Genomic DNA, 12,015 nt, shown 5'->3' on the forward strand with positions numbered 1-12,015 from the left:
CGGGGCATAACCTACTTCCATCCATCCTTCTTTTCGACTGTTTGAACGAGGTCCTCCTGTGCCGAGTGGCAAGGTCAAGTGGTACGACGCCGACAAGGGTTTCGGCTTCCTCACCCGCGACGACGGCGGTGAGGTCTTCGTGCATTCCTCCGCGCTGCCCTCAGGCGCAGGCCCGCTCAAGCCCGGCCAGAAGGTCGAGTTCGGTGTGGCCGAGGGCCGGCGGGGTCAGCAGGCGCTCTCCGTCAGGCTCCTGGAGCAGCCGCCGACGCTGGCCAAGACCAAGCCGAAGGGCAAACGGAAGACGCCGGATGAGATGGTGGTCATCGTCGAGGACCTGATCAAGCTGCTCGACGGGGTCTCGACCTCGTACCAGCGCGGCAAGCACCCGGACGGCCCGCATTCCAAGAAGATCGCCCAGGTGCTCAGAGCTGTTGCTGACGATCTTGATGCCGTTTGAATCCGTTACGGCACAGCCAACGTCACCCACCCACCGCACGTGGCTGAGGGCCCTCCAGGGAGACGCTGCCTGAGCCCGTCACCGGCGGGCCGCCGCCACGACGCCCTGTGGGCCGTGTCCGTGGCCAAACGGCACCTCAGCCGTGGGGGTTGGTGAGGGGCTTGGTGTCCGGCACGCGCCGGTCGGCGTGATCGGGACGGCCAGCGCGGTCGGCATGGTCGGCGTGATCGGGACGGCCGGCGCGGTCGACGCGGTCGGCATGGTCAGGAGGGCCCGTGTGGTCGGCATGGCCGGTATGGCCCCCGCCGGGGCCGGCCTGACCCGCGTCGTCGGCCCCGCCCGCGGGCTCGTCGGCTGCCTGGCCCTTGCCCGCATACTCGTCGGTCTGTTCGTCGGCGGCCGCCTCGGCGCGGCGGCGGCGTAGTTCGGCCTTCATCGCGCGTACCCGCTTCCGCCTGGTGACCAGCAGCCAGCCGAGTGCGGCGGTCAGGGCGACCGCCAGCGTGACCAGCCCCGCCACGCTGCTCTCGGCGAGTGACAACACCAGCCCCACCAGCCCGCCGAACACCCACGCGAGCTGCAACACCGCCTCGACCACGCCGAACGTGGACGAGCGCACCTCCTCGCCGATCTCCCGCTGCACGATCGCGTCCAGCGCCAGCTTGCCCAGCTCCTGCGCGAAGGCCGCGACCAGGGAGATGGCCAGCGCCGTCCACACGCCGAAGATGATCGCGGCGGTGATGGTGGTCGCCGCGGTCACGGCCAGGGTGAGGAGCACGATGAGCCCCGGCGCGCTGTTGCGGGTCCAGTTGGCCACCACCGCGCCCGCCAGGCCGCCCAGCCCGGCCGCGCCCGCCAGCAGGGCGATCGTCTTGGGGATGTCGAAGAACGGGTCCTGGGCCCACGGCTCCGAGGCCGCCAGCCACGGCACCGCCTTGTCCTGCACCAGGAACAGCAGGAAGAACAGCAGGAACCCGGAGAAGACGCGGATGGCCACGTTCGCCCAGACCGCCTCGGCCACCGCGGGGCCCACCTTGAGCAGGGTGCGCCAGCGCGGGGCCGCGCCCTCCTCCTCGGTGTCGGGGGAGTCGACGTGCCGCGGCAGGCGTACCGCGACGACGCCGAGCAGCAGGAAGCCCACCATCGCCACGCGCAGGATCACCGCGCTGCCCAGCCACGCGGTCAGGCCCGCGCCGACCGGCACCGCCACGCCGGCCGAGACCAGCGTGAACAGCGCCACCCGCGCGTTCGCCGACACCAGCGTGATGTCGGCGGGCAACACGCTCGGCATGATCGCCGCCCGCGACACGTTGTACGCCTTCGACAACACCAGCACGCCCAGCGCCCCGATGAACAACGTCGGCAGGTCGCCGGCCCCCACGGCCGCGGCCATCGCGAAGCACAGCAGGCCGCGCCCGAACAACGTGCCCGCCATCACGTAGCGGCGGCCCGACCTGAACCGGTCGAGTATCGGCCCCACGAACGGCGCCAGCAGCGCGAACGGCAACATCGTGATGACCAGGTAGAGCGCGACCGAGCCGCGCGCCTCGCCGACAGGTACGCCGAAGAAGACCGTGCTGGCCAGCGCCACCGTGACGAACGCGTCGCAGGCGCTGTTGCCCGCGGACAACTCGATCAGCCGGCCGAGCCCGGTACGGCCCGCGCCGCCCGCGTACGTCAGCCGCCTGGTGGCCTTGCCGACCTTCCGCGCACCCGTGGCGGTGGCCTTGCCCGCCCGCGCGGTGCCGCTCGCGGTGGCTTTGCCGGCACGCATGGTGGCGCGTCCCGCGTCGGCGGCGCCGTGCGCCATCCGCCGCGAGATCTCGCGTGCGCGCTCCCAGCCTCCCTCCACGCCTACCAGTCTTACCTGATTCGTGCTACATCTCAGCGGCGGATCCACGGTTGTGGGTCCCGCAGGTCCCGTCATGGGTGAGAATGAAGTGTGAGCGAACAGCACCTTTCGGCGGAGGCGGCCCGATGAGCCGTACCAGGGCCCGCGTCTCCGCTCCCGACGAGGCCTGTGTCGCCGCGGTCGATCTGGCGCGTGCCGCGGCCGAGGACCTCGCGCGGCCGGGCGAGCCCGGCGAGCATCTCGGCTACGAGAGCGAGGGCGACCGGATCGTCACCCACTATTTTGCCTGTCTTGACCGGGCCTATCGCGGCTGGCGCTGGGCGGTCACCGTCACGCGCGCCTCGCGCGCGAAGAAGGTCACGGTCAGCGAGGCCGTTCTGCTGCCCGGCACCGGGGCGTTGCTGGCGCCCGAGTGGCTGCCGTGGAGCGAACGCCTTCGCCCCGGCGACCTGGGTGTGGGCGATCTACTGCCGACCGCGGACGATGACGACAGGCTCACGCCGGGCTTCACCGAGACCGACGACGAGGCCGAACATCAGGCGGTTTTCGAGTACGGCCTGGGCCGGGTCCGTGTGCTCTCGGCCATTGGCAAGGACCGGGCTGCCAGACGGTGGCACTCGGGCGAGCACGGGCCGCATACACCGATCGCACACGCCGCTCCCGCGCAATGTTCCACCTGCGGCTTTTACTGGCTACTGGCGGGTGGCTTGCGGCAGACCTTCGGGGTCTGCGCTAACGAGTACGCGCCCGACGACGGCAAGGTCGTGGCCGCGGACCACGGCTGCGGCGCCCATTCCGAGGCCGCCGTGCTGCCGCCGTCCCCGGAGCAGGCCATCCCGATCCTCGACGACATGGACTACGACCTGTCGGAGGAGGAGGCCGGCTCGGTCGACGAATCGGCGTCGGAGGAGCTCGGCCACTCCTGAGCGTGTGTGCCTCCACCGGTTCTCCGGGTGAAGGCCACTCCTGGGCGTGTGTGCCTTCACCGGTCCGGCCGGTGAAGGGCGCTCGTGAGTCGTGAGTGTCGGCACCGGCCGGCCCCGATCTGTCGGTGAAGGCCGCTACCCTACGGTGGCCCCCTACCCTCAATCAGGATCGTGATCGATGAGCGACACCTACGGCACCGACCGGATGCGAGCCGCCGTCCTCGCCGCGTGGACGGCCTCACCCGCCCGGTTCCGCGAAGACGCCAACGCGGAAGAGGACTTCGCGCTCGGCGGCTACCGCGATCGGCTGATCGTCGAGCTGGCCCAGAACGCCGCCGACGCGGCGCTGCGGGCGGGCGTGCCAGGGGTGCTGCGGCTGTCGCTGCGCGGCGACGTGCTGACGGCCGCCAACACCGGCGCCCCGCTCGACGCGACCGGCGTGGAGAGCCTGTCCACGCTGCGTGCCTCGGGCAAGCGCGACGAGGCGGGCGCGGCGGGCAGGTTCGGCGTCGGGTTCGCGGCGGTGGTGTCGGTCTGCGACGCACCCTCGATCGGCTCGCGCGGGGCCGGGGCGGTCCGCTGGTCCCGTACGGAGACCGCGGCCCTCGTCGCTGAGACCCCCGCGCTGGCCGGCGAGCTGGCCGAGCGCGGCGGCCACGTACCGCTGCTGCGCCTGCCCTTCGACGAGCCGCCCCTGATCGACATCCCCGACGGGTTCGACACGCTGGTCCGGCTGCCGCTGCGCGACCAGGCCAGTGTCGAGGCGGTGCGCCGCATGCTGGCCGAGACCGGCCCCGCGCTGCTGCTCGGCCTGCCCGTGCTGGAGAGCATCGAGATCGACCTCGACGGCTCCGTGCGCACGGTCGTCGCCGACGGCTGGCACGTGGTGTCGGAGTCGGGCGAGTTCACCCCGGAGCAGGTCGGCACGCTGTTCGCCGACCGGCCCACCGAGGAGCGCGCCCGCCCCTACTGGTCGCTGCGCTGGGCGGTGCCCGTCACCGGCACCGGCGAGCCCGGCCCGCTGCCCGCGAGCGTCCCGTCCGTGGTGCACGCGCCGACGCCCAGCGACGAGCCCATCGACCTGCCCGCGCTGCTGATCGCGTCGTTCCCGATGGCCACCGACCGGCGTCACGTGGCCAAGGGGCCGCTGGCCGACTTCCTGGTGGAGCGGGTCGCCGAGGCGTACGTGCGGCTGCTGCGCGAGTTGCCCCGCACCTCCAAGCTGCTCGACCTCGTGCCCTCCCTCATGGGCAAGGGCGAGCTGGACGCGCGCGTGCGCAGGGCCGTGCTCGACCGCCTGCCGGACACGCCGCTGCTGCCCGCCCTTTCGGCGCCCGCGCCGGTCGTGCGCACGCCGTCGTTCGCCGACGAGCGGGTCTACGAGCCCGACGCCGCGTGGCAGGTCGAGCAGCCCGCGCCCGAGCCCGAGGGCGACGGCTGGGTGGTGAAGGGGCGCGAGGCGGCCGTCGTGGCCTCGGCCTCCGCCGAACTGCTCACCACCGTCTCCGGCTTCGTGCCGGGGCTGCTGCCCGCAGGCTGGCCGGCCAGGCACCCCGCGATGGTCTCGCTCGGGGTGCGCAGGGTGGAGCTGTCCGACATCGTCGACCTGCTGTCGGGGGAGGCGGCGGAGGCGCGCGAGCCTTCGTGGTGGCGTGCGCTGTATGAGGTGCTGCCCGTTGACGACCCCGAGTCGCTGGGCGCCCTGCCGGTGCCGCTGGCCGACGGCCGCCTGGTACGCGGGCCGCGCGGCACGCTCATCCTGACCGACGGGGGCGCCGAGCTGGACCTGACGCCGCTCGGGCTGCGCATCGTGCACCCGGAGGCGGCGCATCCCACGCTGCTGCGCCTTGGCTCCGCCGAGGCCACGCCCAGGACCGTGCTGGAGGACCCGCTGACCAGGGAGGCCGTCGCACGGTCGCTCGACAGCGACGACCCCGAGCCGGTGGCGCGGGCCGTGCTCTCCCTGGTGGAGGCGTCCGGGCTGGCGCCGGGCGAGGCGCCGTGGCTGGCCGAGCTGGCGCTGCGCGGCACCGACGGCGAGCTCTACCCGGCCGGTGAGCTCATGCTGGCCGGCGGGGCGCTGGCGGGCGTGCTGGAATCCGACACGCACCTCGGGCTGGCCGCGTCCGAGCTGCAGGAGACCTACGGGCCCCGCGTGCTGGCCGCTGCCGGGGTGCTCGACGGGTTCGCGGTGGTGCACGAGCCCGACGTGCTGCTCGACCCCGACGAGTGCGACCACGATCTCGACGGCGAGGCCGACTGGCTCGACCACGTGCTCGACCTGCTGCCCGAGCTGGACGTGCCGCCGCTGGTGCCGGAGTTCCTGGCGGTGCGCGACCTGGAGCTGGTGGCCGACTGGCCGGCCGCGCTGAGGCTGCTGACCACGCCGCCGCTGCGGGCCGCGCTCCATCCGCTGCGCGTCGAGGGCGTGGAGGTGCCCTCCTACACGGCGTGGTGGCTGGCCAACCATCCGGTGCTGGGCGGGCGCAAGCCGCTGGAGCTGCGGCTGCCCGGAGCCGACCCGCTGTTGCAGGGGCTCTACGCCGACGCTCCCGCCGGGCTCGACGAGGCCGCGCTGTCGATGCTCGGGGTCCGTACGACGCTGGCCGAGCTGCTGGCCTCCCACGGAGGGCCGGAGGAGTTGCTGGACCTGATGGCCGACTCCGCCATCGAGCTGGACCGGGCCCAGCTGCGTGCCCTGTGGATCGCGCTGGCCGCCGTCGATCCCTCGCGGGTCGCGCCGCCGTCGCGGGTGCGGGCCGTGCTCGGCGGGTCCATCGTGGTCGCCGCGGCGGAGGACGCCGTGGTGGTGGAGGCGCCCGACCTGCTGCAGCTGGTCACGGATCGGCCGTTGGTGCTGGCCTCGTACGATCTGGCGGAGTCGTTGTCCGAGCTGCTCGACCTGCCGCTCGCCGGGGAGCTCACCTCGGGGGCGGTCACCTCCGACGGGGTCACCAGACAGGTGCCCGCCGAGGTCCGCTCCCTGCTGCCCACCACGCCCGAGACGTACGTGGAGCACGAGAAGCTGCTGGTGGACGACATGGAGTGCGCCTGGCGCTTCTTCGAGGGAGCGGTGCACTGCACCGGGGTCGATGGGCTGGCCAGAGGGCTCGCCTGGGCCACCGGGCAGTGGAACGACCGGCTCGCGGTGGCGGCGCTGCTGCGCGATCCCGGTTCGGTGCCGCTGCTGCTGGCCGAGGCCGATTTGTCCTGAGACCTGCGGGACGTCCTGGTGCTTGGGGAGGAGCCCCGGCCGCCTCCCCAAGCGATCAGACGGCGCAGGTGGTGCCCTTCGCCGGCACCTTGCCCTCCAGCACGTACGCGTCCACCGTCCTCATGACGCACGCGTCACCGGTGAGATAGGCGCCGTGGCCCTCGCCTTCGTAGGTGACCAGGACGCCCGTCCTGAGCTGCTCGGTCAGCGTCGTGGACCACTGGTACGGCGTGGCCGGGTCGCCCTTGCCGCCGATGACCACGATGGGCGCCGAGCCGGTGGCGTCGATGCGCTTGGCCGCGTCGTCCCCCTTCACCGGCCAGCCCGCGCACGACCCGATGACCCCGTCGAAGGACAGGATCGGGAAGATCTTCTCCACCCGCTCGTTGAGCCTCGCGGCGTCGGCGGCGGTCGGCCGTTCGGCGTTGTCCGCGCAGTTGATGGCCATCAGGCTCGACATCGCCGTGGTGTAGGTCCCGTCCGGCCGGCGTCCGAGGTAGGCGTCGGCCAGGGTCAGCAGAATGGTCGCGTTGCCGTTGAGCGCGGCGGCCGTCGCCTGCTCCAGCAGTTGCCAGCTCTGCTTGGCGTACAGCGGGGTGATGACGGCGTACTGGCCCAGCCCGTACGTGAGCTCGCGCTCGCCGACCTTGATCGGCTTGGTCTTGAGGCCCTCCACGAAGTCCTCGACCGTCTTCTCGACGGCGGCGGCGTCGGCCCCGAGTTCGCAGCTCTGCGCCACGCAGTCCTCGGCGAAGGCGCGCAGCGCGTGGTCGAAGCCCGTCGCCTGGATGACCGCCCGCTCCTCGAACGTCACCTTCGGGTCGAAGGCGCCGTCCAGCACGAAGCGGCCGACGTTCTTCGGGAAGTGGGTGGCGTAGACGGAGCCGAGGTGGGTGCCGTAGGAGAGGCCGAAGTAGTTGAGCTGCCGGTCACCGAGCGCGGCGCGCAGGAGGTCGAGGTCCTTGGCGGCGTTCACCGTGCCGACGTGCGGCAGGATCTTGCCGGAGTCCTGCTCGCAGGCCGCGACGAACTCCTTGGCCAGCGCCTCCTGGTCGGCGCCCTGACCGGCGGCGAAGATCTTGTCCAGCTGTCCGCCGCACCTGACGCCGGAGCTGCGCTCGACGCCGCGCGGGTCGAAGCTGACCAGGTCGTAACGGCTGCCGAGCTTGGCGAACGCGGAGGCGGCCTGGGCCATCGTGTCCACGCCTGACGCGCCGGGGCCGCCGAAGTTGAACACGAGCGAGCCGAGCCGGTCGCCGGTGGCCTTGACGCGGATGAGCGCGAGGTCGATCTTCTCGCCGTCGGGCTCGGCATGGTCGAGGGGGACCGGGATCCTGCCGCACTCGACGCCGGGACCGGGTGTCATGACCTTGCCGTCGGGGCCGACGAGGTCGGTGCACTTGCTCCAGGCCACCGTGCCCGTGCCCGTGCCCGTGCCCGCCTGGTTGTCGCCGGCGGGCGCTGGGGTCTGGCCGGTACCGCAGGCGGTAAGGACCACGGCTCCCACTAGGAGGGTCGCGAGGGGCTTCTTCATGGGACAAGCATGATTCAGCGGGCATATGCCGAGGTAGTGGGCTGAAACACCACTCCCGGATGACTTCGGGCAACGCCAGAAGATGACGAATGTCAGATCTACGCCCAAGCCCCGGCTGCCGGCCACGAGGTCAGTCGTGCGGGGGTCACCCGCGTAGGGCCGCCGGACGGGGCCGGGTCACTTGCGGGGCCGCCGGACCAGCCAGATGCCGATAAAGCCGAAGCCCACGCCGGTCAGACAGGTCCAGATCATCCACGTGTGCTCGGGGGCGGGGCGGACGATCAGCAGGACGACCAGCGCGACGGCCCACGCGGCGATGCCGACGGAGATGGCGGCGGTGTCGTTGGTCTTGATCGGCTCCGGGTTGGGGTGCCACTGCTGCTTCACGTTGTCCAGCCTAGCTTCCAATCGGGTCTCGATCTCATCACTGGCTCTTTTCGCAGCTCACCACTGCTGTCACTGTTCGCGTCGTGAATGACACACGTAACGGTATAGATCGTTTCTTCGACATCTCCGCACGGGGTTCGACGATCTCCCGTGAGGTACGCGGCGGCATCGCCACGTTCTTCACGATGGCCTACATCGTCGTGCTGAACCCGTTGATCATCGCCAACGGCAAGGACGTGGAGGGCCAGTTCATCGGCGACGGCCTGGCCGCCAACGTGCCGCTCGTCGCGGCGGGCACGGCGTTCGTGGCAGGGGTGCTGACGATCGTCATGGGGGTGGTCGGCAGGGTGCCCCTGGCGATGGCGGCCGGGCTGGGCCTGAACGCCTTCGTCACCTTCAACATCGCCACGGTGATGACCTGGGAGGAGGCCATGGGCCTGGTCTTCCTCGAAGGTGTGATCATCGCCATCCTGGTGCTCACCGGGCTGCGCACGGCGGTCTTCCACGCCATCCCCGCCGAGCTCAAGACCGCGATCAGCGTGGGCATCGGCCTGTTCATCGCGCTGATCGGGTTCGTGGACGCCGGATTCGTGCGCAAGGCCCCGAGCACGCCCCTGGAACTGGGCATCGGCGGCAACCTGACCTCCTGGCCGATCCTCGTGTTCATCGTCGGCCTGCTGGCCACGGCCACGATGGTGGCCCGCAAGGTCAAGGGCGCCATCCTCATCGGCATCGTCGGCACCACGGTTCTGGCGGTCGTCGTCGAGATGATCGCCAAGGCGGGCGCCTTCTCGCCGGAGAACCCGGACGGCTGGCAGCTCAACACCCCCGTCATGCCGCAGGAGATCTTCGGCTTCCACAACCCGCTCGTGCTCTTCACCGAGTTCGACCCGTTCGGCGGGTTCGTACGAGTTGACGTGCTGCTGGCCGCGTTGTTCGTGTTCACCCTGCTCATCACGGACTTCTTCGACACCATGGGCACCGTCGTGGGCGTCGGCCGCCAGGCGGGCCTGGTGCGCGAGGACGGGACGCTGCCGCGTACCAAGGAGATCCTGCTCGTGGACTCGATCGGCGCGGCGGCCGGCGGGGCGGGCTCGGTCTCCTCCAACACCACCTACATCGAGTCGGCCGCGGGCGTCGGTGAGGGTGCTCGTACCGGGCTGGCCAGTGTGGTCACGGGGTTGTTGTTCCTGGTGGCGATCTTCTTCGCGCCGCTGGTCACGATCGTGCCGTACGAGGCCGCCGCGCCCGCGCTGGTCCTGGTGGGCTTCATGATGATGACCGCGATCCGCGACATCTCCTGGAACGACTTCGAGATCGCCATCCCGGCGTTCCTGACCATCGTGATCATGCCGTTCACGTACTCGATCTCCAACGGCATCGGCGCCGGCTTCCTCAGCTACGTGCTGATCAAGGTGGTCAGCGGCAAGTCGCGGGAGATCCACCCGCTGCTGTGGGGCGTGGCGGCGCTGTTCGCGCTCTACTTCGCGATCGGGCCGATCAGGGCGGTGCTCGGGATCTGAGCCCCACGGGGTGGGCGGGGCCCGTGGCGTGCACGGGCCTACGGTGTGACATGGGCCCGGGCCGCTTCGACCTGCTGTGCGCAGGCGGGGCGGCTTCGGGGTATCAAGGGGTGAAACACCGATATGTAGGGAAATATCTTGCCATGTAGTATAGTTAGCAAAGGTAATGACTCATGCTAACCAAAACCCAGCCCAAGACGAACCTGCGCAGCGACGCAGGTCTCGCTTCAGCCCTGCGCGTTTCGCTCGCAAGGCTGAACCGACGCCTACGACGACAGGCGGCAGCGCACCAACTGACGGCCACGCAGTTCGCGACGCTCGCCGCGGTGGAACGGCATTCCGGGATAACCCCCGGCGAATTGGCCGATCTAGAGAAGGTGCAACCGCCCTCGATGACGCGCGTGATCGCCGCCCTCGAGGAACGCGGCCTGGTCGCCCGCACCCCACATCCGACCGACCGGCGACAGGTGACCGTCTCGGTGACCGAGGACGCCGAGAAGCTGCTGAAGGAGGAGCGCCGCCGCAAGGAGGCGTGGCTGACACAGCGGTTGAAGGAGCTGTCGCCCGAGGAGAGGACGATCCTCAGACAGGCGGCGCCGATCCTGGAGAAGCTCAGCAAGATATAGAGCCTGAAGAACCCAGGACCGGAATGTTCCGGTCTCTCCGAGTTCCCAATTACCGCATGTTCGCGGCCGGGGGCATGGTGTCCAACATCGGCACCTGGCTGCAGCGTACCGCTCAGGACTGGCTGGTCCTCGACCTGACCGCCGGTCCAGGCAACGCCCACGGCAGCGCGACGGCGCTCGGCACGGCGACGGCGCTGCAGTTCCTCCCGATGTTGTTGTTCGGGATGTTCGGCGGGGTGCTCGCCGACCGCTACCCCAAGCGTCCCATCCTGATCACCGCCCAGATCCTCATGGCCGGGCTGGCGCTGACCATCGGCATCCTGACGATGACGGGCTCCGCCCAGGTCTGGCACGTGTACGTGATGGCGTTCCTGCTCGGCATGATCTCCTGCGTGGAGGTGCCGTCGCGGCAGGCGTTCGTGGTCGAGATGGTCGGACGTGGTGACCTGCCCAACGCGATCGCGCTGAACAGCTCCATCTTCAACCTGGCCCGCGTGGTCGGCCCGGCGCTCGCCGGTGTGCTGATCTTCGTACTGGGCGGGACCGGGCCGATCTTCCTGATCAACGCGCTGACCTTCAGCGGCGTGATCGCCAGCCTCATCTTCATGCGCAAGGCCGAGCTGAACCCCGCGCCGCCCGTCCCCAGGGCCAAGGGCCAGCTCCGCGAAGGGCTCCGGTACGTGCTGCGGCACGAGGAACTCCTCATGCCGGTGTTGCTGATCGCCTTCGTGTCGATCTTCTCGCAGTCGTTCTCGATGTCGATCGCACTTATGGCGCGTGAGACGTTCGAGGCGGGGGCGTCGTCGTTCGGGCTGGCCTCCAGCATGTTCGCGGTCGGGGCGCTCGGCGGGGCGCTGCTGGCGGCGCGGCGGGCGCGGCTGTCGCGCAAGGTGCTGTTCGCCGGGGCGATCGGGTTCGGCCTGTTCCAGATCGCCACCGGGGTGGCGCCGATCTATCCCGTCTACCTGGCGGTGCTGGTTCCGACCGGGATCGCGCTGATCACCATCAACACGGCCGCCAACGCCAGCGTGCAACTCGCCACCTCTCCCGAGATGCGTGGCCGGGTCATGGGCATCTACATGCTGGTCTTCACCGGCGGGGCGCCGCTGGGGGCGCCGCTGATCGGGTGGCTTTCGGAGCTGGGCGGACCCCGCATGGGGGTGGTCCTGTCCGGCGTGCTGGTGCTGGCGGGAACCGGGCTGGCCGTGCTCCTGACGCGACTGATCAGCTCTCGGGTACGGAAGCCGGCGCTCGCGGTGGCATGAGTCATCTGCCGTAAGCGTCGCGATCTCTTGAGCCGCGGGCGCCCGCTGATTCCTCAGCGGGCGCCCGCACTTGTGTGTGCGGCTTGGCGAGGGGATGTGTGGAGCGGGGGCGGCTCGTGAGTCTCGTACGGATGGTGTGGAGCGGGGGCGGCTCGTGAGTCTCGTACGGATGGTGTGGAGCGGGGGCGGCTCGTGAGTCTCGTACGGATGGTGTGGAGCGGGGGCGGCTCG

Annotated in this window: 9 protein-coding genes; 6 read left to right on the top strand and 3 right to left on the bottom strand. The window is 70.7% G+C overall.

Annotation, left to right across the window (positions count from 1 at the left end):
• Window positions 1–58 precede the first annotated feature (58 nt).
• Window positions 59–457: a cold-shock protein gene (locus AB0I81_RS60635; protein ID WP_360678944.1), complete on the top strand. Its 399-nt coding sequence runs from the start codon at window positions 59–61 to the stop codon at window positions 455–457.
• Window positions 458–593: 136 nt separating this feature from the next.
• On the opposite strand, the gene AB0I81_RS60640 is transcribed toward AB0I81_RS60635, so the two are convergent.
• Window positions 594–2,309: an MFS transporter gene (locus AB0I81_RS60640; RefSeq protein ID WP_360678946.1), complete on the bottom strand. Its 1,716-nt coding sequence runs from the start codon at window positions 2,307–2,309 to the stop codon at window positions 594–596.
• A 125-nt stretch (window positions 2,310–2,434) separates the two neighbouring features.
• Here AB0I81_RS60640 and AB0I81_RS60645 point away from each other — a divergent pair, with 125 nt between their 5' ends.
• Window positions 2,435–3,235, top strand: a complete 801-nt coding sequence (locus AB0I81_RS60645; RefSeq protein WP_360678949.1) for a DUF3027 domain-containing protein — start codon at window positions 2,435–2,437, stop codon at window positions 3,233–3,235.
• Between the two features lie 178 nt (window positions 3,236–3,413).
• Window positions 3,414–6,449, top strand: a complete 3,036-nt coding sequence (locus AB0I81_RS60650; protein ID WP_360678952.1) for a hypothetical protein — start codon at window positions 3,414–3,416, stop codon at window positions 6,447–6,449.
• Window positions 6,450–6,504: 55 nt separating this feature from the next.
• Here the strand turns inward: AB0I81_RS60650 and AB0I81_RS60655 are convergent, their stop codons facing one another.
• Window positions 6,505–7,983: an alpha/beta hydrolase gene (locus AB0I81_RS60655; RefSeq protein WP_360678955.1), complete on the bottom strand. Its 1,479-nt coding sequence runs from the start codon at window positions 7,981–7,983 to the stop codon at window positions 6,505–6,507.
• A 177-nt stretch (window positions 7,984–8,160) separates the two neighbouring features.
• Entirely contained in the window at window positions 8,161–8,370 is a 210-nt protein-coding gene (locus AB0I81_RS60660; RefSeq protein WP_360678958.1) for a DUF2530 domain-containing protein, read from the bottom strand.
• Between the two features lie 83 nt (window positions 8,371–8,453).
• Between AB0I81_RS60660 and AB0I81_RS60665 the strand changes: the two genes are divergently transcribed.
• The 3 genes from AB0I81_RS60665 to AB0I81_RS60675 all read left to right on the top strand — a co-directional run bounded on the left by AB0I81_RS60665 (window position 8,454) and on the right by AB0I81_RS60675 (window position 11,784).
• Complete coding sequence (locus tag AB0I81_RS60665; protein ID WP_360678960.1) at window positions 8,454–9,893, top strand: NCS2 family permease; 1,440 nt, start codon at window positions 8,454–8,456, stop codon at window positions 9,891–9,893.
• Between the two features lie 173 nt (window positions 9,894–10,066).
• On the top strand, window positions 10,067–10,519 hold the full coding sequence (locus AB0I81_RS60670) for a MarR family transcriptional regulator (protein WP_360678963.1): 453 nt from the start codon (window positions 10,067–10,069) through the stop codon (window positions 10,517–10,519).
• A 23-nt stretch (window positions 10,520–10,542) separates the two neighbouring features.
• Complete coding sequence (locus AB0I81_RS60675) at window positions 10,543–11,784, top strand: MFS transporter (RefSeq protein WP_360678965.1); 1,242 nt, start codon at window positions 10,543–10,545, stop codon at window positions 11,782–11,784.
• Window positions 11,785–12,015 lie beyond the last annotated feature (231 nt).

This window comes from Nonomuraea sp. NPDC050404 (assembly GCF_040655495.1).
Taxonomy (GTDB): Bacteria; Actinomycetota; Actinomycetes; order Streptosporangiales; family Streptosporangiaceae; genus Nonomuraea.

Coding starts and splice junctions, on each gene's coding strand:
- AB0I81_RS60645 (WP_360678949.1), top strand. CDS start 2,435: ATGAGCCGTACCAGGGCCCGCGTCTCCGCTCCCGACGAGGCCTGTGTC.
- AB0I81_RS60650 (WP_360678952.1), top strand. CDS start 3,414: ATGAGCGACACCTACGGCACCGACCGGATGCGAGCCGCCGTCCTCGCC.
- AB0I81_RS60655 (WP_360678955.1), bottom strand. CDS start 7,983: ATGAAGAAGCCCCTCGCGACCCTCCTAGTGGGAGCCGTGGTCCTTACC.
- AB0I81_RS60670 (WP_360678963.1), top strand. CDS start 10,067: ATGCTAACCAAAACCCAGCCCAAGACGAACCTGCGCAGCGACGCAGGT.
- AB0I81_RS60675 (WP_360678965.1), top strand. CDS start 10,543: ATGTTCCGGTCTCTCCGAGTTCCCAATTACCGCATGTTCGCGGCCGGG.